This window comes from Lysobacter sp. CA196, from assembly GCF_052078695.1.
Taxonomy (GTDB): Bacteria; Pseudomonadota; Gammaproteobacteria; order Xanthomonadales; family Xanthomonadaceae; genus Lysobacter.
The window spans coordinates 196,596-218,946 of sequence record NZ_JBQJIN010000002.1 but is presented as its reverse complement, the minus strand read 5'-3'; the positions used below and the strand labels follow the sequence as shown (position 1 = coordinate 218,946).

Sequence of the window (22,351 nt, the reverse complement as noted above, 5' to 3'; positions counted from 1 at the left end):
ACAACGGCGCGCGATCCGCGCACCGCCCGGGCGGCCCCGAGCGACCGGACTCATCGAGCCCGGCCCTGCGACTCGATCAGGCCGGGTCTTTCTTCGGGCGCACCATCACGTGCACTTCGGCCAGTTGCGCGTCCGGGATCGGCGACGGCGCGCCGGTCATCAGACACTGCGCGGTGGTGGTCTTCGGGAAGGCGATGACGTCGCGGATCGATTCGGTGCCCCCCATCAGCGCGGCGATGCGGTCGATGCCGAAGGCGATGCCGCCGTGCGGCGGCGCGCCGTACTTGAGCGCGTCGAGCAGGAAGCCGAACTTGGCCTCGGCCTCTTCCGCGCCGATGCCGAGCAGGTCGAACACCGCCGACTGCATCTGCGGACGATGGATGCGGATCGAACCGCCGCCGATCTCGTTGCCGTTGAGCACCATGTCGTAGCCGCGCGACACCGCAGTCTTCGCATTCGCGCGCAAGTCGGCGATGTCGTCGACCGCGGGCGCGGTGAAGGGGTGATGCAGGGCGACGTAGCGCTGCGCTTCCTCGTCCCACTCGAACATCGGGAAGTCGGTGACCCACAGCGGCTTCCAGCCGTCGGCGACCAGGCCGAGGTCCTTGCCGAGCTTGAGGCGCAACGCGCCCATGAAATCGCTGGCGGTCTTGTAGTCGGCCGCGCCGAAGAAGATCGCGTCGCCGCTCTGGGCGCCGCTGACTGCGACGATCTTGGCCAGGGTCGCGTCGTCGAGGAACTTGGCGATCGGCGAGTTGACGCCGTCGCGGCCCTTCGACGCGTCTTCGATCTTCATCCAGGCCAGGCCCTTGGCGCCGTACTTCGCCGCGTGTGCGCCGCACTCGTCGATCTGCTTGCGCGACCAGCCGGCCGCGCCGGGTGCGCGCAAGGCGACGACGCGGCCGTCGGCATGGTTGGCCCAGTCGGTGAAGACCTTGAACTCGCACTGCTTGACCAGCTCGGCGATATCGACGAATTCCAGGTCGATGCGCAGGTCGGGCTTGTCGGAACCGTAGCGGCGCATGGCTTCGGCATAGGTCATGCGCGGGAACTGCGCGTCGAGTTCGACCTCGATGGTTTCCTTGAACACCACCCGGATCATGTCCTCGACGGTGTCCTGCACGTCGCGCTCGGAGACCCAGGCGAACTCCATGTCGAGCTGGGTGAATTCGAGCTGGCGGTCGGCGCGCAGGGCTTCGTCGCGGAAGCAGCGGGCGATCTGGTAGTAACGGTCGAAGCCGGCCACCATCAGGATCTGCTTGAACAGCTGCGGCGACTGCGGCAAAGCGTAGAACTCGCCCGGATGCATGCGCGCCGGCACCAGGAAGTCGCGCGCGCCTTCCGGCGTGGCCTTGGTCAGGATCGGGGTTTCGATGTCCTGGAAGCCGCGCGCATCGAGCCAACGGCGCAGCGACTGCACCAGGCGGATGCGCGTGCGCATCATCTTCTGCATCTCGGGGCGGCGCAGGTCGAGGTAGCGATAGGTCAGGCGGGTTTCTTCGCCGGCGTTCTCATGGGCGTGGAACGGCAGAGGCTCGGCCTTGTTCAGCACTTCGATCGTCGCCGCCAGCACTTCGACCTTGCCGCTGCGGATCTTTTCGTTGGCGGCCTGGCGCGCGCGCACCGTGCCGGTCACGCGCACGCAGCTCTCCACGCTCAGATCGCCCGCGGCCTTGAACAGCTCGGCGGTATCGGAGTCGACGACGATCTGGACCACGCCCTCGTGATCGCGCAGATCGGTGAACACCACGTGGCTCTGGACGCGATTGGTGTTGACCCAGCCGCACAGGGTGACGGTCTGGCCGATCAGCGCCTCGTCGACGAGGCCGCAGAAATGGGTACGCATGGAAACTCCGATTGGTCGAACGCTGGATCGTGGGGGTTTGTCGCAGGAGGGGCCTGGGCCGGGCCGCGGCGCGGGCGCCGGACCGGAAACACCTCGCCGGCCGTAGCCGGGACTGCGCATTCTAGTGCACGGCGGGGAACGGCATGCGTTCGCCGGAGCGAGGGACTCAAAATCCCCGGGGCGGCGGTTCGATTCCATCCTGCAGCCCTGGAACGGTTGCGCTTACCGCGCCGCACGACTCCCAGCGCAGCCGGATCATTCGCGATCCGGTCCGGCGGCGGACGCGGTGCCGACCGATTCGGCGTTCGCGATCAGCCCCCGCAGAAACAGCAGGATCAACCGTCCCGACGGATCGGGCCCGGCCCCCGTGCCTTGCAGCGCCAAGCCATGAGCCAACGCCATGAAGGCCGCGGCCAGTTCCTCGGTTTCGGTCGGCGGCCTGCGCCCGAGTGTGGCGAATAACTTGCCGATCACACGGCCGAGCCCGGCCCGGTGCGCATCCCAGACACGCTGGTACTTGACCGCGAACGTCGGGCTGCGATTGGCGTGCAGCTGAAGCTCGATCGACAGCACGCACCAGCTGGCATCGCGGTTGAGGGTGGCGGCCCAAGACTCCAGCTCGCCGAATATCCGTTCGGGCGTGCGCCCGTCGCTGTCCATGAGCTCGGAAAGTTGCGCGGCCTCGGCCTCCATGTGCCCTCGCAGCAACTCCAGCAGAACCTCCTCCTTGCTGGCGAAGTTCGAGTAGAAGGCCCCCTGCGAGTAACCCGCCCGGTCGGCGATATCGCGGATCGACGTGCCTCCATAGCCGTTCGCGACAAACAGCTGCTGCGCGGTTTCGATCAGGCGCGCGCGGGTCTGCGCCTGGCTTTCCTCGCGGCTCAGCCGCTTTTTGGGCGTGGGTTCGCTCATGGCGATAAAGATCACACGAACTCGATACGACATGCAACTCAGATATCACTTGACATCTAAGGCCATCCTGGTCAAATTAAATTTCAATCGAACTTTGAAATTCATTTGCCATGCAAAGTACTCCACAGCTGAAGTCTGCGTTCGTCACCGGCGCGACCGGCCTGCTAGGCAACAACCTCGTGCGCGAGCTGATCCGGCAGGGCTTCCAGGTCAGGGCGCTGGTCCGCTCCTTGGCCAAGGGCCAGCAGCAATTCGCCGGTTTGGCGGGGGTCGAGCTCGTCCTGGGCGACATGGCCGATGTGCCCGCCTTCGCCGCCGCACTGCAAGGCCGCGATGTCGTGTTCCACACCGCGGCTTTCTTTCGCGACAACTACAAGGGCGGCAGCCACTGGAAAGAGCTCAAGCGCATCAACGTGGACGGGACCGAATCGCTGATCGAACACGCTTACGCCGCCGGTATCCGCCGGTTCGTCCAGACTTCGTCGATCGGCGTGCTCAATGGCGCCCCGGGCACGCCGATCGACGAGACCTGCCTGCGCGAGCTGGGCGATGCCGACGACTACTACCGCAGCAAGATATTGGCCGATCAAACCGTGCTGCACTTTCTGGCGCTGCACCCGGACATGCATGCGAGCCTGGTGCTGCCCGGATGGATGTGGGGGCCGGCCGATATCGGCCCCACTTCGTCGGGGCAATTCGTCAACGATGTGGCGCTGGGTAAATTACCCGGGCTGGTGCCCGGCAGCTTTTCCGTGGTCGACGCACGCGACGTAGCTCAGGCCCATATCGCAGCGGCGATGCACGGCAAACGCGCAGAGCGGTATCTGGCTGCGGGCCGGCATATGACGATGCGGGAACTCGTCCCCGTGCTAGGCAAGATCGCGAACGTCAAAACGCCGACGCGCGACTTGCCCATACCGCTCCTGTACGCCCTGGCGGCAGCGCAGGAAATCTATGCGCGTATCAGCGGCCGGCCCATCCTGCTCAGCCTGGCCACGGTGCGGCTGATGCTCAAGGAAGCCGGACGCAGCCACTTCGATCACGCCAAGAGCGAACGCGAACTCGCACTGGAGTTCAGGCCGCTCGAACAAACCGTGGCCGATACCGTCGCCTGGTATCGCAGCCACAACTGGTTTTGACGCCTGCCTTTCCGTTCGATTCCCTATCGGGCCGCTGCAGCGTCCCCGCGCTCGGTCAGGCGCTTCCTGCCGAGGTCTCGCCCCGTTCGTCCTTCACGAAGGCGGAGCCCACGGACGTCGGACCATGTCGCGTTGGAGCCCTGGATCCCCGCCTTCGCGGGGATGACGATCCAAGCGGCGAAGAGTGAGATCAAGGCCGGCCCACGATCGTGAAGCCACCCACGGCGCTTCGTCGCCGTTCCGCGCAACAAGCATCCAGCGAGCACGAAGCAACCCTGAAAACGCGCTGGGGCGCCTCACGGCGCCCCAGCACGATCCGATCCAGACCGGGAATCGCGGGCCTCAGCCCGCTCCGCCGCCGGTCGCCGGCTTGCTCGCCGCGGCGGCATCGGCCTTCTTTTCGGGTTTGGCCTCGGGCTTCTTCTCGGCCGGCTTGCTGTCGCCTCCGGGCCCGGTCGAGCCCGAAGACGCACCGCCCGAGCTGCCCTCGCCGGCCAGATTGCGTTTCTTGTCGCCGTCCTTCTTGAAATCGGTCTCGTACCAGCCGCCGCCGGCCAGGCGGAACTGCGGCGCGGTCAGCTGGCGCCCCACTTTCTCGGCGCCGCACTCGGGGCAGACGGTGGGGTCGGCGTCGGAGAGCTTCTGCAGACGGTCGAAGGCGTGGCCGCAGGCGCTGCACTGGAAGGCGTAGATAGGCATTGGCGGTGACTGTAGTTCGGGACGACGGACTGGCAGTGTGGGGGCGGATCGGGCCGATGCAAGCGCGGCGGCCTCCGATCGGGACCGGATCGAGCGCCTTTCCGCCCCCCGGCGGGTTCGCTCCGGCCACAGCAACAACAACGGTCGTCGCTGCTCTTGGGTAGGAGCGGCGCAAGCCGCGACCACGCCCCCCCTCATCCGCGCAGCCAGCCGCAGATCCGCGGTCGCGGCTTGCGCCGCTCCTACCCCGGCGAGAGCACGCCGCTTCGACGGATGACATAGGCGTTGTTGCCTCCACGCGTCCCGTGGTCGCGGCTTACGCCGCTCCTACAGGGGATGGCGTCGCCGCGCTGGATTCCCCATTGCCTGCTGTAGCTTTGGCTTTGCGTCGCCACGCACTCACGAAGGCCATCGAAGACCCGGAGGGCGGCGCGCAGGGATGCGCGCCGTTTTTCATCGGGACAAGGAAGTCCCGTATGAAAAGTCCCCGCGGAGGCACCGATCGTGCGGGCCCGTGATTCAAAAAGAAGCAACTTCTTTGGTTAGCTTTCTTTTGTTGCTTTAGACAAAAGAAAGTAACCCGCCGCTTCAGTGGCGGAAGCTTTTGGCGTTTGATCTTGATCTTAGGTGAGCGTCACGCCACGAGACCGTCGCAACGATGTCGCGGCTTGCGCCGCTCCTACCCTTGCGACAGCTAACGCCCCCGATCAATAACGAAGGCGTTGCGGACTCTGCGCGTCCCGCGGTCGCGGCTCACGCCGCTCCTACGGAAAAACAACGCCGCCGGAGCGACGACGCACGACCTCAAGCCGCGTCGTACAACGCCATCCACTCCGCCTCGGCCCTGGCCAACTCCGCCGCGACCTTTTCGCGCTGCTTGGCCAACTCGGCCGCGTTGTCGCCGCCGCCGGCGTACTTGGTCGGGTCGGCCAGGTCCATGTCCAGGGTGTGCAACTTGGATTCCAGCTCGGCTACGCGCTTTTCCGCCTCGGCCAGCTTGACCGGGTTGACCTTGCGCCCGCCCTTGCCGACCGGCGTGCCCTTGTTGGCCGCTGCCGCGGCACTGGCCTGCGCGGCGGCCTTGGCCACCGCCGCACCCTTGCCGTCGTTACTGTTGTCGCGGGTACGCAGCCACACCGCGTAGGCGTCGAGGTCGCCGTCGAAGGGCTGCGCCACGCCGTCGGCCACGCGCCAGAAGGTTTCGCAGACCAGGCCGATCAGGTGGCGGTCGTGCGAGACCAGCACGATCGCGCCGGCGAAATCCGACAAGGCCTCGGCCAGCGCTTCGCGCACGTCCAGGTCCAAGTGGTTGGTCGGCTCGTCGAGCAACAGCACGTTCGGCTTGCGCCAGGCGATCATCGCCAGGGCCAGGCGCGCGCGTTCGCCGCCGGAGAAACCGTCGACCGATTCGAAGGCGCGGTCGCCGGGGAAATTCCACTTGCCGAGGAAGTCGCGCAATTGCTGGGTCGGCACGCCCGGTGCGATCTCGGCCAGGTGATCGATCGGGCTGACGCCGGCATGCAACGACTCGACCGTGTGCTGGGCGAAGTAACCGATGCGCAGGTCCGGATGGCCGCCGCGTTCGCCGGTCAGCAACTCCAGTTCGCCGACCAAGGACTTCACCAGGGTCGACTTGCCGGCGCCGTTGGGGCCAAGCAAGGCGATGCGATCGCCCGCTTCGAGGATGAAGCTGACGTCGTCCAGCACCACGTGATCGCCGTAGCCGCAATCGGCATGGATCAAGCGCAGTAGCGCGTGCGGCAGCTTGGCCGGCGCCGGGAACTCGATGCGCATCGCGCGTTCCATCCGCACCGCCTCGGTGCCGACCATCTTGGCCAGACGCTTGACTCGCGACTGCGCTTGCTTGGCCTTGGCCGCGCTGGCGCTGAAGCGGTCGATGAAGCTCTGCAGATGGGCGCGTTCGGCCTGCTGCTTTTCGTGGGTGATCTGCTGCAGGCGCAGGTGCTCGGCGCGCTGGCGCTCGAACGAGGTGTAATCGCCGATGTAGAGCTTGGCCTTGCCGTCGTGCAGATGCAGGGTGTGGGTGGTGACCTCGTCGAGGAACTCGCGGTCGTGCGAGATCAGCAGCAAGGTGCCCGGGTATTTGAGCAGCCACTGCTCCAGCCACAGCACCGCGTCCAGATCCAAGTGGTTGGTCGGTTCGTCGAGCAGCAGCAGGTCCGAGGGCGTCATCAGGGCGCGCGCCAGGTTCAGGCGCACGCGCCAGCCGCCGGAGAACTCCTTGACCGCGCGTTCGTGGGTGTCGGCGGAAAAACCCAGACCGTGCAGCAGCTTGCCGGCGCGCGCGGTGGCGTCGTAGCCGCCGAGTTCTTCGAGCTGATGGTGGGCTTCGGCGACCGCTTCCCAGTCCTCGCGCTCGACCGCTTCGCGCTCGTCGACGATGACCTTGTAGACGTTGGCGTCGCCGGACAGCACGAAGTCCAGCGCGGCATCGTCCAGGGCCGGGGTTTCCTGGGCCACGCTGGCGATGCGCACGCGGTTGGGCACGTCGATGTCGCCGCGGTCGGCCTCGACCTCGCCCTGGATCGCTGCGAACAGCGAGGACTTGCCGGTGCCGTTACGGCCGATCACGCCCACCCGCCAGCCGGCGTGCAGGGTCAGGTCTACGTTGGACAGCAGCAGGCGTTCGCCACGCCGCATGGCGAAATCACGGAAAGAAATCATGCGGATATGGTCGCATGACTGATCGGTATTTGCTCATGAACACAAGTTCGGCCGCTGCCGGGGCGGCCGTCGAATAATCGGGACGTCGGCCTCAGACCGCCCCCACGCGTCACCGAGCTCGCCTCCCGCGGCAAAGCGCCCCTCGCGCCGGCCGTGGCGGCTTCGCTCGCCCTGACGTCCCCCGTTCGACCGCCCGGAGTCCCCATGTCCCGCCGTCTGTCCCTGCTCAGCACTGCCGTATCGATCGCTCTCGCCACCTCGCCTGTCTGGGCTCAGGCCGCTAACGGGCAGGCCTCCACCGGCGAAGCCCCGGCCGCCACGGACCCGGCCGCCGCCAACCCGACCAACCTCGACACCCTGATCGTCACCGGCACCCGGGTCAGCGACCGCACCGTCGCCGAGTCCACCGCGCCGATCGATATCATCACCCCGCAGACCCTGGAGGCGACCGGCACCGTCGAGCTGGCCACCGCCCTGGCGCGCGCCCTGCCCTCGCTGAATTTCCCGCGCCCGGCCATCACCGACGCCACCGACGCGGTGCGCCCGGCGCAGTTGCGCGGTCTGGCCCCCGACCAGGTGTTGGTGCTGGTCAACGGCAAGCGCCGCCACACGACTTCGCTGATCAATCTCAACGACAGCATCGGCCGCGGCTCTTCGCCGGTCGACCTCAACGCGATCCCGATCGCCGCGATCGAACGCGTCGAAGTGCTGCGCGACGGCGCCTCGGCGCAATACGGCTCAGACGCCATCGCCGGCGTCGTCAACATCGTGCTCAAGGGCTCCGGCGAAGGCGGCAGCCTCGCCGCGCGCTATGGCCAGCACAGCGCCGGCGACGGCAAGCAGTACCAGCTCTCCGGCGACGCCGGCATCAAGCTCGGCGAAAACGGCGCACTGCATGTGTCGGCGCAGGGCGGCCACAGCGACAACACCGACCGCGCCCGTCCCTATCTGGGCACGGTCACGCCGACCAGCAATCCGCCCGGCAAGGTCGTGCACCGCTACGGCGACCCGGAGATCGACCAGACCGCGCTGGCCTACAACGCAAAGTGGAGCCCGAGCGAAGGCGTCGAGTTCTATTCCTTCGGCACCGCCAGCCGCCGCCGCGCGATCTCCAACGGCTATTTCCGCGCCCCCGGCAACCCCAACAACATCCGCTCGGTGTATCCGGACGGCTTCCTGCCGCAGATCGACAACGTCAGCCAGGACCGCGCCTTGGTGCTCGGCCTGCGCGGCCAGACCGCCGGCGGCTGGAACCTCGACCTAAGCTACAACTACGGCCAGAACCAGCTCGACTTCGACGTGCGCAATAGCATCAACCGCACCCTCGGCGCGGCCTCGCCGCACGACTTCTACATCGGCGCGCTCGAAGTCACCCAGAACGTGCTCAACGCCGACTTCAACAAGTCCTTCGACGTGGGTTGGCTGAAGTACCCGCTGACCGTGGCCTTCGGCAGCGAGTGGCGCGGCGAGAAGTTCAACCAGTCCGCAGGCGAACTGGCTTCGTATGTCGCCGGCCCCGAACCCGGCGCGCCCGGCGCGCAGGTGTTCCCCGGCTTCACACCCTCGGACGCCAGCCGCCGCAACCGCAACAGCCATTCGTTCTACGCCGACCTCGAAGCCGACGTGACCGACAAGCTCTCGCTCGGCGCCGCCGCACGCTACGAGCGCTACAGCGACTTCGGCGAAACCACCTCGGGCAAGCTGTCGGCGCGCTACGCCTTCACCGACAAGGTCGCGCTGCGCGGCACCCTGTCGACCGGCTTCCGCGCACCGTCGTTGCAGCAGCAGTTCTACCAATCGACCCAGACCGTGATCGTGCTCGGCGACCCGACCCCGTTCCAGGTCCGTACCTTCGCCGTCGACGACCCGGCCGCGATCGCGCTCGGCGCCGAACCGCTCAAGGCCGAGGAGTCGACCAACATCGGCCTGGGCCTGGTCCTGCAGCCGGTCGAATCGCTGTACATCACCGTCGACGCCTACCAGATCGACATCGACGACCGCATCATTCTCTCGGAAAACCTGCGCGGCCCGGCGGTGGCGAGCTTCCTCGAAGCGCGCGGGCACCGCGGCATCACCGGCGGCCGTTACTTCACCAACGCCGTCGATACCCGCACCCGCGGCATCGACATCGTCGGCAGCTACCGCTGGACGCTCGCCGCCGGCGCGATCGACCTGACCGCCGGCTACAACCGCAACAAGACCACCCTGGAGCGCATCGCCGCCAACCCGCCCGAACTCACCGCCGGCGGCCTCAACCTGCAGCGCATCGGCCGCGTCGAACAGGGCCGCATCACCCAGGGCGCGCCGCGCGACAAGTTGTTCCTCGGCGGCAGTTGGACCACCGGCCCCTGGCGCTTCGACGCCACCACGACCCGTTACGGCGAGTTCCACACCTTCAACGACGACCCCAGCGGCGTACGCGACCAGACCTATCGCGCGAAGTGGACCCTCGACCTTGCCGCGACCTATGCCATCGACGGCTGGGAGTTCACCATCGGCGGCGACAACGTGCTCAACGAGTACCCGGACGAGTCGATCTACGCCAACAGCGAAAGCGGGCAATTGCCTTACAGCGGCAATTCTCCGTTCGGTTTCAACGGTGCGTTCGCTTATGCGAAGGTGGGGTACAAGTGGTGAGTCGGTAGTGACGGCTGACGTTCGTCGCATCCGATCGGGAGGCCGCCGCAGGGCGGCCTTGTTGGTTTTGGGTTTGTTTCATCGCCCTGGGCGAAGAGTGGCCTGCGTTCGATGGCGCAACCGTTTGGGTTGACCGATGCGCCGCGAGACCGCAAGCGCGCGGTCGCGGCTTGCGCCGCTCCTACCCAAGAGCAGCATCGAACGCTGCTGCCTCTGCTGCTGCCGTTGCCGTGCGTCGCCTCGCACTCGCGAAGGCTGAAGAAGACCCGGAGGGCGGCGCGCAGGGATGCGCGCCGTTTTTCATCGGGACAGGGATGTCCCGTATGAAAAAGCCCCGCGTCGGCATCGAACGTGCGGGCCTGTGATTCAAAGAAAAGCATTTTTCTTTGGTTAGCTTTCTTTTGTTGCTTTAGACAAAAGAAAGTAACCCGCCGCTTTAGTGGCGGAAGCTTTTGGCGTTTGATCTTGTTTCTTAAGAAGCCTCAATCAAGAGCAAAGCTTCCGTCCGCTAACGCAGCCGGGTTACTTTCTTTTGCTAAGCCCAAAAGAAAGGTAATGCACTGACCAGGACCAAGTGCATCACTCTTCATCTGATGACCCGCTTTTTCCTAGGCGGACGGCAAATCAGAAATTCTCGACTGATCAAAGGCTTACTCTGAATCAAGGCCGGTTTACCAGGCAGGAGGTTTAAGCCTTTGATCCGCTTGGGTGATGCACTTGTACCTTGAGAGTGCATAACCAAAGAAAAGGGCTCTCCTTGCAAGGGCACAAGCCCGCACGATCGATGCCGACGCAGGGATGCTCCAGACAGGCCATCCATGGCCTGCTTGCGCACGGCCCGCATCCTTGCGGGCCGCCCTACGGGTCAGCTTTTGACCGGCAAAGCGGCAAAGCAGATCAAAATAACTGCAACAACAACAGCAACAGCCAAGACAACCATCCCGACCATCACGACGGGCTCCATCTGATTGCCCAGCCCCCTCACCCCCAACCACCCAGCAGCAATCAACCATTCCGCGCAAATTCGCGCCCAACCACCCCATTGCCCGGCGCACAGCTGAATTCGCATTCATCCCCATACCCCTCACCGGCACGAACCGATTCCGGGCGACCGCCAAACCGTCACGCCCACGCCACCCCTTGCGCGCAAGTCTCCACCACGTGCCGGCCCTCGCAGCGCCCCACCGCCAAGGGGCAAAAATGTTTCAGAAACAATCATTTGCAAGCGCGGCACAAACGAGAAAGACTTGCATCCAACGGCCTCGCGACACATTCTAAAAGGACTACATCACAGGAGAGCCGATGCATCACACGTCCCTGATCGCCATCCTGGTAGCCGGTTTCGTACTCGCCTTCATCTTCGGCGCCATCGCGCAACGCCTGCGGCTGTCGCCGCTGGTGGGCTACCTCATCGCCGGCATCATCGCCGGACCTTTCACGCCGGGCTTCGTCGGCGACCAGACCCTTGCGCCGCAATTGGCCGAAATCGGCGTGATCCTGCTGATGTTCGGCGTCGGCCTGCATTTCTCCCTGCGCGACCTGCTCGAGGTCAAGAACATCGCCCTGCCCGGTGCGGTCGTGCAGATCGTCGCCGCCACCGCGCTGGGCTGGCTCATGGCCTGGCTGCTCGGCTGGTCGCACGGCGCCGGTCTGGTGTTCGGCCTGGCGCTGTCGGTCGCCAGCACCGTGGTTCTGCTGCGCGCCCTCGAAGAACGACGCCTGGTCGAAACCGCCAAGGGACGCATCGCAGTCGGCTGGCTGATCGTCGAAGACCTGGCGATGGTGCTCGCGCTGGTGTTGCTGCCGGCGCTGTCGGGCCTGCTCAAGGGCGAAGTCACCGAAGGCTCGGAAGTGTGGAGCCAGCTCTTCATCACCCTGGCCAAGGTCGGCGCCTTCATCGCGGTGATGCTGATCGTCGGCCGCCGGGTCATCCCCTGGATTCTCGAACGCGTGGCCGGGACCGGTTCGCGCGAGTTGTTCACCCTGTGCGTGCTGGCGATCGCGCTCGGCGTCGCCTTCGGTTCGGCCGAGCTGTTCGGCGTGTCCTTCGCGCTCGGCGCCTTCTTCGCCGGGATGATGCTCAACGAATCCGAGTTCAGCCATCAGGCCGCCGCCGAGACCCTGCCGCTGCGCGATGCGTTCGCGGTGCTGTTCTTCGTCTCGGTCGGCATGCTGTTCAACCCGATGATCCTGGTCGAACGGCCGCTGGAAGTGGTCGCCACGTTCGCGATCATCGTGATCGGCAAGTCGGTGGCCGCCTACGCCATCGTGCGCGCGTTCGGCAAACCCAACTCGACCGCGATCATGATCTCGGCCAGCCTGGCGCAGATCGGCGAGTTCTCGTTCATCCTCGCCACCCTCGGCGTGGAACTGAAGATCCTCCCGAAGGAAGGCCAGGACCTGATCCTCGCCGGCGCCCTGCTGTCGATCATCGTCAATCCGCTGCTGTTCGCCTGGCTCGACCGCAAGCAGGCGCGCGAGGCCGCGGCCGCGATCGAGGCGAGGATCGACCCCATCGCGCCGCCGGTGCCGGCGGACATCGACAAGCATGTGATCCTGATCGGCTACGGCCGGGTCGGCAGCGAACTCGGCCGCCTGTTGACCGAGCACAAGGTACCGCTGGTCGTCATCGACGGCGAAGACAGTCTGGTCGACAAGGCGCGCGCCGCCGGCCTGCCGGCGGTGTTCGGCAATGCGGTCAACGAACGCGTACTGCGCGAAGCGCTGCCGGAACGCGCGACCACGGTGATGGTGGCGATTCCGAACGCGCTCGAGGCCGGCGAGATCATCGCCCGCCTGCGCGAAATCAACCCGGCCCTGAGCATCGTCGCCCGCGCCCACAGCGATAACGAGGTCAAGCACCTGCTCCAACACGGTGCCGACGGTGCGGTGATGGCCGAGCGCGAGCTCGCCCACAGCCTGGCCGAGATGGTCATGGCCGCGCCGGTCTACCGCGGCGCGCGCCAGTTGCCGCCTTCGACCGCGCTCACCTGAGCGCGGTCCTCCCGTTTCAAACAGACACGAGTCCAGAACGACCATGAGCGAACTCGATAACGCCAGCAGCGACGCCCCGACCGACACCGCCGACGCCATGCCGCAATTGAGCGCGGCCGAGGCACGCATCATCGGCAGCCTGATCGAGAAGGAAGCGACCACCCCGGACGTCTATCCCCTGACCCTCAACGCCATCGTCACCGCCTGCAACCAGAAGACCGCGCGCGAACCGACGATGCAGTTGGAACAGGGCGAAGTCGCCAACGCCCTGCGCCGGCTGGAAACGCGCGGCTGGGTGAAGTCGCAGCACACCTCGCGCGCCGAGCGTTATTCGCACCGTGCCGGCACCGTGCTCGACCTGACCCGGCCGCAGACCGCCCTGCTCGGCCTGCTGCTGCTACGCGGGCCGCAGACCACCCACGAGCTGCTGGCGCGCAGCGAGCGCATGGCCAAGTTCGATTCGGTCGGCGACGTCCAGTACGCCCTGGAGCGCCTGGCCCAGCACACGCCGACCATCGTGCGAGTGATTCCGCGCCAGAGCGGGCAGCGCGAAGACCGTTACGGGCATTTGCTCAGTGGCGAACCGGTCTATGTCGGCGGCGGCGGCTGGTCGGGCGAGGAAGGCGGCGGCGCGGTAGCACCCTCGTCGGCGGTACTCGAACGCATCGCGGCGCTGGAAGCGAAAGTCGCCGAATTGGAAGCGCGACTGGAAGCGGCGGGGGCCTGAGCGCAGGCAGTGGCGCCCGACGCATTCGGGGTAGGAGCGGCGCGAGCCGCGACCACGTTGGTGTCCGGTCGCGGCGCAAACCGCATGCAAGCCGGCGTGGCATGAAGCGGGCGAGATTTCGATCGTAATCGGCGCTGCGCCGCAGCGGGTGCCCGCGCGGTCGCGGCTTGCGCCCGCTCCTACCCTTAAAGCCGTGGCGCGGCGGATCGATCGGGTGAATGCCTGCGGGGTCTGGTAGCCGTTGGCGAGCAGACGCAGCCCCTGCAGCAGGCGCAACCGCGCCACGGTCTCGCCAGTGGTTTCGCCGGTCATGGCGCGGTAGACGCGATGAAAATGGAAGGGCGAGAACGACGCCGCCTCGGCCAACCGGTTCAGCTCCGGCGGCTCCTCGCCGCGCGCGATCGCCTGTTCGATCAGGGCGACGGCGCGGTCGATGCGGCGCTGGTGGGCGTCGCGGGTACCGGCCTTCAAGGCGGGGCCGCTGCGTTCCGAGATCGGGTGTTCCTTGACCGACGACATGACCGTGCTCCTTGCGGACGATGTGGGATCGGTGCTCAGCCTGGCAGACCGGGCCCGCCGCGACGGTTCACATCTTGCGCTTTCGCAGCCGGCCCGAGGCCCCAAATCCATGAGCACCGCGCCGCACCCGACGCCGCCTTGAAACCCGTCAGTAGAACAGCGCCAGAGCGACCAGTACGGCCGCTTCGATCAACTCGGTCAGTGCGCCGCAGGTGTCGCCGGTCATGCCCTGCAAACGCCGCAGGCAGGCACGGCGCCAACACACGAAAACCAGCGCGGCGACGGCGAGCGCCAAGCCCCCGCGCCAGGCGCCCAACGCGCAGAACCCGGCGCTGGCGACGAGCGCAACGATGCAGGCCGCGCGCGGCGCGTCGACCAGACGCTGGCCGAGGCCGCCGCTGCGCACATACGGCAGACTGACGAAGGCCAAGGTCAGCGCGGCGCGCGCCAGCACCGGCGCGATCAGCAAGGCGACCCAGGCCGGCGCCGGCAGGCTCGCCAGTGCGGCGAACTTCAGCAGCACCACCAGCACCACCGCGACCACGCCGACCGGGCCGCTGCGCGGGTCTTTCATGATGGTCAGGGTGCGTTCGCGGGTCTGCTCCGGCGTGGCGCCCAGGCCGCCGACCCAGGCGTCGGCGCTGTCGGCGAGGCCGTCCAGATGCAGAGCGCCGGTCAACCCCACCCAGGCCGCGAGCAGCAACGCCGCCGACATCAGCGGCGGCCGCGTCTGCAGGGCCCAGGCCAGTGCGCACAACAACAGACCGATCAGCAGGCCCGCGGCCGGATACCAGGCCAGCGAGCGCGATTGCGCCTGCGGATCGTCGAACACGCGCGCCGGCACCGGAACCCGGGTCAGGAATCCGACCGCGGCCAGCAGCGCGCGCATCAGCCGTCGACCGGGTCCGTTTGCGCCTGCTCTTGCATCGGAACGAACTCGCTCGTGTGGCCCGGCGTCGGCGGCCACGACAAGGGATGCAACGAGGCATGAGCGACGTCGATGTTGAGCATTTCGTTGTAGCGCCGGCCCGCGGCCAGGCAACGCAGCAAACGGATCACGCCGCCGTGGGTGATCACCAGCACGCGCCGGCCGGGATACTCGCGCAGGATTTCGCCGACCGCACCGGTCAGGCGTGCGGCGAAATCGGCGAAAGTTTCCGCGCCCGGCGGCGGATATGCGACCGGGTCGGCCCAGAACCGCGCCAGCGCCTCGCCTTCGTTGTTGGCGATGGCGTCGACCGGCCGGCCCTGCCAATCGCCGAAGTGGTATTCGCGCAGGCGCGGTTCCAGCGCCAACGGCAGCCCGCGCGACTGCGACAGGTCGCGCGCGAACGCGGCGCAACGCTGCAAGGGCGAACTCACGACCGCATCCCACTCGCGCCCACGCACCGCATCGCGCATCTGCCGCCAGCCGAGTTCGAGCAGGCTGTCGTCGAGCTGTCCGCGGTAACTGCGGTGACCGGTGTCGCCGTGGCGCAACAGGTCGATAGGGGTGGCGCTGGCACTCATCGCATCGGCTCCGGTCCTTGTGCGCGGCATGCGTTCATCGGGGCCACATCATGCCTGTTGTGGGGCCGCCTCGGACACTCCCGCCTGGGCGAAGGTGGCCATGCCGTTGTGCAGGGCACAGGCCGAGCGCAACAACGGCACAGCGACCGCGGCGCCGCTGGCTTCGCCCAGGCGCATGCCGAGGTCGAGCAAGGGCTGCGCGCCGAGCGCCTGCAGCACCGCGGCGTGACCGCGTTCGTGCGAACGATGCGCGTACAGGAACCAATCGCGGCAGCTCGGGTTGATGGCCTGGGCGACGAGCGCGGACACGCTGGCGATGAAACCGTCGACCAGCACCGGCAATCCGGCCTGGGCGGCGGCGATGTAGGCGCCGGCCAGCGCCGCGATCTCGAAACCGCCGAGGCAACGCAGGCGCTCCCAGGGGTCGCCGGCATCGGCGTGAAGGGCCAGCGCGCGTTCGATCACCGCGACCTTGTGGGCGATGCCGTCGGCATCCAGGCCGGTGCCGGCGCCGCTCAGTTCGGCCGGCGAACGACCGAGCAAGACGCTCGCCAGCGCCGAGGCCGAGGTGGTGTTGGCGATGCCCATCTCGCCGCCGATGAACAACTGCGCGGCACCGTCGAGCGCGGCGCGCACGCTGGCCGCGCCGGCACTCAGTGCCGCGCGCAGTTGCGCTTCGCTCATCGCCGGGGCTTCGCAGAAGTTGGCCGTGCTCTCGGCGATGATCGCCCGATGCACGCCGCGGATCGGGCCCGGGTCATTGACCGTGCCGAGGTTGACCACGTCGAGGGTCGCGCCGAGGCTGCGCGCGAGTACGCTGATCGCGGCGCCGCCGTGGGCGAAGTTGCGCACCATCTCGCCGGTCACCGCCTGCGGGAACGCCGACACGCCTTCGGCGGCGACGCCGTGGTCGGCGGCGAATACGCTGATCCAGACCCTATCCACCTTCGGCGTCGGCGTGCGCTGCAAGGCCGCCAGGCGCACCGCTAGCTCTTCGAGCGCGCCAAGCGAACCCGGCGGTTTGGTCAGCTGGGTCTGGCGCGTGCGCGCCTGGGTTTCGATGGCGGCATCCGGACGCGCGCAACCGCGCAGCCACCACTTGCTTTCGTCGTTCAAGTCCTGGTTCCTCGCATACTCGGCTCCGCGGCGAGCGGAGCCCCTTTCAAGACCAGCGGCAAACCGGCCGCCACGAACACCACCCGATCGCACAGCGCAGCGAGCGCCTGGTGCAAACGCCCGGCCTCGTCGACATAGCGACGCGTCAACGCGCCCATCGGCACCACGCCGAGGCCGACTTCATTGCTGACCAGCACCACCCGGCCCGGCAGCCCCGCGAGCGAGGACAGCAAGGCCTCGCGTTCGCGCACGAACACGGTCTCGTCCTGCACGCCGAACAGGTTGCTGAGCCACAGGGTCAGGCAGTCGACCAGCAGGCAGCGATCCGGCGCGGCATGGCGATGCAATGCCGCCGCCAGGGCGATCGGTTCCTCGATGCAGCCCCAATGCGCCGGCCGGCGTGCACGGTGATGGGCGATGCGCGCGCTCATTTCCTCGTCTCCGGCCTGGCCGGTGGCGAGGTAGACGACGTCGTCGGACTCGGCCGCAAGGCGTTCGGCCAGGAAGCTCTTGCCCGAGCGCGCGCCGCCGAGGATCAGGCTGTGCATAGCGCCTCCTGCAGACCGAACCATTGTGCGAGCCGGGCAGTATCCAGATGCGCCTCGACCGCGTCGGCGAGACGATCGATGCTGGCTTCGCGCAGGCCGTGCATGTCGAGCGGTTCGGCCTCGGCCAGGCCGGCCCAGCGCAACAAGGCCGCCAGCGCCGCCGGTTCGTCGAACAGGCCGTGCAGATAGCTGGCGAGAATCTGGCCGTCGGCGGAGACGGCGCCGTCGTCGCGGCCGTCGTCCAGGCGCAGGGCCGGCGACGCCAGCGCCGGGCCGCGGCTGATGCCGCAATGGATTTCGTAACCGGCCACGACCGCATCGCTGTCGCCGCCGCTGTCGCCAATGACGAGGCGGCCGCTCACGTTGCGCAGCTGCTTGTGCGAGTCGAGTTCGGTTTCCAGATCGAGCCAGCCGAGGCCGTCGCTGGAACCCGGCTCGCCTTCGATGCCGAGCGGGTCGTGCACGGTGCGACCGAGCATCTGCAGGCCGCCGCAGATGCCGATCAGCTTGCCGCCGTAGCGCAGGTGGCGGGCGATGGCCTCGGCCCAGCCGTTGCGCCGCAGCCAGGCGAGATCGGCGCGGGTCGACTTCGAGCCAGGCAGCACGATCAGATCGCAGACCGGCGGGATTTCGCCGGGGCCGACGAACACGCAATCGACCTGCGGATGCGCGCGCAGCGAGTCGAAGTCGTTGTGGTTGCTGATCCGCGGCAAGGCCGGCACGGCCACGCGCAAACGCGCCTCGGCCTTGCCGTTGCGCTCGCGCGGCAAGGCGTCCTCGGCTTCCAGATGCAGGCCGTGCAGATACGGCAGCACGCCGAGTACCGGCTTACCGGTCTCGCCTTCGAGCCAATCGAGCCCGGGTTGCAGCAAGGCGAGGTCGCCGCGGAAACGGTTGATGACGAAGCCGACCACGCGTGCGCGTTCGCTGTCCGACAACAACGCCAGGGTCCCGACCAGATGCGCGAACACGCCGCCGCGGTCGATGTCGGCGATCAATACCACCGGGCAGTCGACCGCCTCGGCATAACCCATGTTGGCGATGTCGTTGGCGCGCAGATTGATCTCGGCCGGGCTGCCGGCGCCTTCGACGACGACGGCGTCGAAGGCCTCGACCAGGCGCCCGTGCGAGGCGAGCACGGCGTCGCGGGCGACGCGTTTGTAGTCGTGATAGCCGCGCGCATCCATGTTGGAGACGGCATGGCCGTGCAGGATCACCTGCGCGCCGGTATCGCTGTTGGGCTTGAGCAGCACCGGGTTGAAGTCGGTATGCGCGGCCACCCCGGCCGCCTGCGCCTGCACCGCCTGGGCGCGGCCGATCTCACCGCCGTCGGCGGTGACCGCGGAGTTCAGCGCCATGTTCTGCGGCTTGAACGGCGCCACCGCGACGCCGCGCCGATGCAGCCAGCGGCACAACGCTGTGACCAGCGCGCTCTTGCCGGCGTCGGAAGTGCAGCCCTGCACCATCAGCACGCGTGCGTTCACGACGGACTCCGTGCGCCGACGGTCTCGGCCAGCGCCGCATCCAGCCGCGCCCATTGCCCGGCATCGCCGGGCAGGCCGAAGCGCAGGCTGGCCGGCGCCTCGAACAAACGCGTGAGGATGGCGCGCCGCGCCAAGGCTTCATGCAGGTCGGCGGCATCGTCGCTGCGATGCCATTGGAAGAACGCGCTGCCGCCGCTCGGCGTGAGGCCATGGGTACGCAGCAGATCGGCCAGGCGCTTGCCTTGCGCGCGCAGTTGCGTGCGCATCGCCGCCTGCCACTCGCGATCGGCGAAAGCCTCGCGCAGCGCGTAACGGGTCGGGCCGGCCACGGCCCAGGGGCCGAGGCGATCGCGCAAACGCTCCAGCAACGCGGGCGCGGCGCAGACGAAGCCGGCGCGCGCGCCGGCCAGGCCGAAGAACTTGCCGGCCGAACGCAGCACGATCAGCCCTTCGCGTTCGCTGTACGCGCACAGGCTGTGCTCGGGTGTGGCGTCCATGAAGGCCTCGTCGATCAGCAGCCAGCCGCCGCGCGCGGCGAGGCGCTCGTGCAGGCCAAGCAGGCGTTCGCGATCGAAGCGATCGCCGCCAGGGTTGTTGGGGTGGATGAGCACGATCACGTCGAAATCGTCAACGCCGGCAATCAACTCGTCCGCCGCGCGCAACTCGACCCGATGGCCGCAGCGGCGCCAGGCATGCGCATGTTCGGCATAACCCGGCGCCAGCACGCCGACCCGCGAAGCTTCACGCAATTCAGGCAAGGCCTGAATCGCCGCCTGGGAGCCGGCGACCGGCCACAACGCCGGCGCTCCGTAGTAATCGCGAGCCGCTTCGATCAGACCGTCGTCGTCCTCGGGCAGCCGATGCCAGGCGCGCGCGGGAATCTCGGGCACCGGCCAGGCCACCGGGTTGATGCCGGTGGACAGATCCAGCCAGCGTTCCGGCGCGATGCCGTAACGCTGCGCGGCACGCAGCAGACGGCCTCCGTGCTCAAGCATTCGCTGATCTCCTACCGGTCGGTGGAACCGCATCGTGCCTGTAAAAATGCAGCGATTGCGTGATGACGGAAACGTCGGACTCGATGGCACATTGCAACGCGCCCGCAGCGAAACACACCGACTTCGTCGCGATCAATGAATGCCTCGGGGCACAATAAATATCGCAATGAAGATCGGCCGGCCGCACCAGTGCGAGTGCGGCCGATGCGGGTGCGGTCGCTGCATGCGCGCGAACCACGGTATGCGCCACCGCGAATACCGCCATCGTCAGCAACCACAGCATGACGCCGCGCCCGACCAAAGCTTGCGCTCGCACGATGCCGCGCGCGTCCGGCGCCTGCCCTTCGCCGAGCGCCGGCCGCGGCTCCCACACGCCGTGGTACGGCGCGGCGCCGCCGAGACGCACGCGCAACGCGCCCGCCCCCGCCGCCATCACCGGGCCCGCATTCGGGCTGTCCCACAGCGGCGCCTGCCGGCGCCAGCAACGCAGCGCGGTGGCGGTGTCGCCGAACACGGCATAAGTCGCGGCGGTCAAGCGTGCCGGCACCCAGTTCAGTACGTCGTCGATACGCGCCGCGGCCCAGCCGAAGCGTTCATAGCGCGGCGTGCGGTAACCCCACATCGCATCGAGCGTGTTGGCCAGCCGATACAGCACCGCCCCGCCCGGCCCGAGCACGGCGAACCAGAACAGCGCACCGAACACCGCGTCGTTGCCGTTCTCCAGCACCGATTCGGTGGCCGCGGCAGCGACGCGCTCGGCATCGAGCGCGGCGGTGTCGCGGCTGACGATGCGGCCGACCGCCGCACGGGCCGCGTCCAGGTCGCCGTCGCGCAAAGCGCGCGCGACCGGCGCGGCGTGTTCGTCGAGGCTGCGCAGACCAAGGGTGAGATACAGCACGCCGGCGGCATAGGCGCCAGCCAGCCACGGCGAACGCGCCTGCAGTTCGAACTGCAGCCAAGCCGCGAGCAGGCTCGCCGGCAGCACCGCCACGGCCCAGGCCAGCACCCCGCGCCCGCGACGGTCGCCGTGCAAGCGAGTTTCGATCGCCCGTGCCATGCGCCCGAACGCGACCAGCGGATGCGCGCGCCGCGGTTCGCCGAGCAGACGATCCAGCGCCACGCCGCTCAGCATCGCGATGGCGAGCGTCGGCGGGTTCATGGCTGCAGAAGCTTGAGCGCTGCGGCCGGGTTCGAGGGGAAGTAGAAATGGACGAAGCTCGCGCTCATGCGGCGGTCGCGATACACCGCTTCGCGGCTCGGCCCGCCGTTCGGGTTGACCGATTCGGCGATCGCCGCGGTCTCGATCTCGGCGCGGGCGTAATGGAAGGTGTGCCCGCGCAAGCCGCCCTCGGGCAGTTCGACCGATTGCAGGCCGAGCGCGGCCATGCGCGTCTGCATGACCGCATGCCCGGGCAGCAGGCCGGCCATGGCGGCGCACTCGCCGTCGCGGTCGGTCAATGAATCGAGCGCATACAGCAGGCCACCGCACTCGGCCAGCAGCGGTTTGCCGGCGTCACAGTGCGCGTGCAGGGCTTCGCGCAACGCGCCGTTATCGGCCAGGGCCTGCAGGTGCAGTTCCGGATAGCCGCCGGGCAGCCACACCGCGTCGCAATCGGGCAGGCTTTCGCCGGCCAAGGGCGAGAAGAACTTCAGCTCCGCACCCGCAGCGCGCAGCAGATCCAGATTCGCCGGATACAGGAAACAGAACGCGGCGTCGCGGGCGATGGCGATGCGCGCGCCTCGCAGTTGCGCCGGCACCGACTCCGCTGCGACCGGCTCGAACGCGACCGGCGGCGGCAAGCTCGCATCGGCGTGTTGGCCCCAGGCATCGGCGAGCGCATCGAGCCGCGCGTCCAGATCGCCGAGTTCGCCCGCCGCGACCAGGCCGAGGTGACGTTCCGGCAAGGCCAGGCCGGGATCGCGCGGCAAGGCGCCGAGCCAGCGCAGGTCGGCCGGCAGGCTCTCGCGCAACAACTGCGCGTGATAGGCGCTGCCGATGCGGTTGGCGGCGACGCCGTACACCTGCAGGCCGTCGCGATAACGCGCGAGCCCGGTCGCCAGGGCGCCGAAGGTCTGCGCCATCGCCGAGCCGTCGATCACCGCGAGCACCGGAATGCCGAGCCGTTGCGCGAGGTCGGCGCTCGACGGCGAACCGTCGAACAGCCCCATCACGCCTTCGATCAGGATCAGATCGGCCTCGCCCGCGGCCGCGTGCAGGCGCGCACGCACGTCCTGCTCGCCGCACATCCACAGGTCGAGCTGGTAGACAGGTTGCCCACTGGCACGCTCGAGCACCATCGGGTCGAGGAAATCCGGCCCGGTCTTGAACACCCGCACCTGCCGCCCCTGCCGCGCATGCCAGCGCGCGATCGCCGCGGTGACGCTGGTCTTGCCCTGGCCCGAGGCGGGAGCGGAGACGAGCAAGGCGGGACAAGCTCGGGACTCGGGACTGGCTCGGGACTCGGGACTGGGGACTCGGGACTCGGTCGAAGCCGCGGCGGTGGCCGCAGTCGCGGGCGTGCCCAAGGACACGTCTGATTT

General features: G+C 68.0%; 16 protein-coding genes and 1 pseudogene. 4 read left to right on the top strand and 13 right to left on the bottom strand.

Features of this window, described 5'->3' with window-relative positions; translation table 11 throughout:
- Positions 1-76 precede the first annotated feature (76 nt).
- Together aspS and ACTOWK_RS03625 are read right to left on the bottom strand one after the other, a co-directional pair.
- Positions 77-1,846: an aspartate--tRNA ligase gene (aspS, locus tag ACTOWK_RS03630; RefSeq protein WP_441328825.1), complete on the bottom strand. Its 1,770-nt coding sequence runs from the start codon at positions 1,844-1,846 to the stop codon at positions 77-79.
- Positions 1,847-2,101: 255 nt separating this feature from the next.
- Positions 2,102-2,773 carry a TetR/AcrR family transcriptional regulator gene (locus ACTOWK_RS03625; protein WP_441328824.1) on the bottom strand — a complete coding sequence of 224 codons (672 nt, stop codon included), beginning with the start codon at positions 2,771-2,773 and terminating at the stop codon, positions 2,102-2,104.
- A 95-nt stretch (positions 2,774-2,868) separates the two neighbouring features.
- Between ACTOWK_RS03625 and ACTOWK_RS03620 the strand changes: the two genes are divergently transcribed.
- The gene (locus tag ACTOWK_RS03620) at positions 2,869-3,897 is read left to right on the top strand and encodes an SDR family oxidoreductase (protein ID WP_441328823.1); all 1,029 of its coding nucleotides are present in this window, start codon (positions 2,869-2,871) and stop codon (positions 3,895-3,897) included.
- Positions 3,898-4,239: 342 nt separating this feature from the next.
- Here ACTOWK_RS03620 and ACTOWK_RS03615 read toward each other — a convergent pair whose 3' ends face one another.
- Both ACTOWK_RS03615 and ACTOWK_RS03610 read right to left on the bottom strand, forming a co-directional pair.
- Complete coding sequence (locus ACTOWK_RS03615; RefSeq protein ID WP_441328822.1) at positions 4,240-4,596, bottom strand: FmdB family zinc ribbon protein; 357 nt, start codon at positions 4,594-4,596, stop codon at positions 4,240-4,242.
- Between the two features lie 804 nt (positions 4,597-5,400).
- A complete protein-coding gene (locus ACTOWK_RS03610; RefSeq protein WP_441328821.1) occupies positions 5,401-7,281 on the bottom strand; it encodes an ABC-F family ATP-binding cassette domain-containing protein in 1,881 nt (626 codons plus the stop codon).
- Between the two features lie 204 nt (positions 7,282-7,485).
- Between ACTOWK_RS03610 and ACTOWK_RS03605 the strand changes: the two genes are divergently transcribed.
- Positions 7,486-9,918 (top strand): TonB-dependent receptor plug domain-containing protein, encoded by a 2,433-nt coding sequence (locus ACTOWK_RS03605; protein ID WP_441328820.1) that lies wholly within the window; start codon positions 7,486-7,488, stop codon positions 9,916-9,918.
- A gap of 865 nt (positions 9,919-10,783) precedes the next feature.
- Here the strand turns inward: ACTOWK_RS03605 and ACTOWK_RS03600 are convergent.
- Entirely contained in the window at positions 10,784-10,987 is a 204-nt protein-coding gene (locus ACTOWK_RS03600; protein WP_441328819.1) for a hypothetical protein, read from the bottom strand.
- 233 nt (positions 10,988-11,220) lie between these two features.
- Between ACTOWK_RS03600 and ybaL the strand changes: the two genes are divergently transcribed.
- Together ybaL and ACTOWK_RS03590 are read left to right on the top strand one after the other, a co-directional pair.
- Positions 11,221-12,912, top strand: coding sequence for a YbaL family putative K(+) efflux transporter (ybaL, locus tag ACTOWK_RS03595; RefSeq protein WP_441328818.1), 1,692 nt, complete (start codon positions 11,221-11,223; stop codon positions 12,910-12,912).
- Positions 12,913-12,955: 43 nt separating this feature from the next.
- Positions 12,956-13,639, top strand: coding sequence for a YceH family protein (locus ACTOWK_RS03590; RefSeq protein WP_441328817.1), 684 nt, complete (start codon positions 12,956-12,958; stop codon positions 13,637-13,639).
- 667 nt (positions 13,640-14,306) lie between these two features.
- On the opposite strand, the gene ACTOWK_RS03585 is transcribed toward ACTOWK_RS03590, so the two are convergent.
- The 8 genes and pseudogenes from ACTOWK_RS03585 to ACTOWK_RS03550 all read right to left on the bottom strand — a co-directional run bounded on the left by ACTOWK_RS03585 (position 14,307) and on the right by ACTOWK_RS03550 (position 22,234).
- Positions 14,307-15,050 carry an adenosylcobinamide-GDP ribazoletransferase gene (locus tag ACTOWK_RS03585; protein ID WP_441328924.1) on the bottom strand — a complete coding sequence of 248 codons (744 nt, stop codon included), beginning with the start codon at positions 15,048-15,050 and terminating at the stop codon, positions 14,307-14,309.
- Entirely contained in the window at positions 15,047-15,667 is a 621-nt protein-coding gene (locus ACTOWK_RS03580) for a histidine phosphatase family protein (RefSeq protein WP_441328816.1), read from the bottom strand. The genes ACTOWK_RS03585 and ACTOWK_RS03580 overlap by 4 nt, the downstream gene beginning before the upstream one ends.
- 48 nt (positions 15,668-15,715) lie before the next feature.
- Positions 15,716-16,783 (bottom strand): nicotinate-nucleotide--dimethylbenzimidazole phosphoribosyltransferase, encoded by a 1,068-nt coding sequence (gene cobT, locus ACTOWK_RS03575; protein WP_441328815.1) that lies wholly within the window; start codon positions 16,781-16,783, stop codon positions 15,716-15,718.
- Entirely contained in the window at positions 16,780-17,331 is a 552-nt protein-coding gene (cobU, locus tag ACTOWK_RS03570; RefSeq protein ID WP_441328814.1) for a bifunctional adenosylcobinamide kinase/adenosylcobinamide-phosphate guanylyltransferase, read from the bottom strand. Before cobU ends, cobT begins: the two co-directional genes overlap by 4 nt.
- On the bottom strand, positions 17,319-18,815 hold the full coding sequence (locus ACTOWK_RS03565; protein WP_441328813.1) for a cobyric acid synthase: 1,497 nt from the start codon (positions 18,813-18,815) through the stop codon (positions 17,319-17,321). The genes cobU and ACTOWK_RS03565 overlap by 13 nt, the downstream gene beginning before the upstream one ends.
- The gene (gene cobD, locus ACTOWK_RS03560; protein ID WP_441328812.1) at positions 18,812-19,810 is read right to left on the bottom strand and encodes a threonine-phosphate decarboxylase CobD; all 999 of its coding nucleotides are present in this window, start codon (positions 19,808-19,810) and stop codon (positions 18,812-18,814) included. Before cobD ends, ACTOWK_RS03565 begins: the two co-directional genes overlap by 4 nt.
- Before the next feature lie 256 nt (positions 19,811-20,066).
- A pseudogene (cbiB, locus tag ACTOWK_RS03555) lies at positions 20,067-20,969 on the bottom strand (adenosylcobinamide-phosphate synthase CbiB); the annotation flags it as partial.
- Positions 20,966-22,234: a cobyrinate a,c-diamide synthase gene (locus ACTOWK_RS03550; protein ID WP_441328811.1), complete on the bottom strand. Its 1,269-nt coding sequence runs from the start codon at positions 22,232-22,234 to the stop codon at positions 20,966-20,968. The pseudogene cbiB and the gene ACTOWK_RS03550, both read right to left, overlap by 4 nt.
- Positions 22,235-22,351 lie beyond the last annotated feature (117 nt).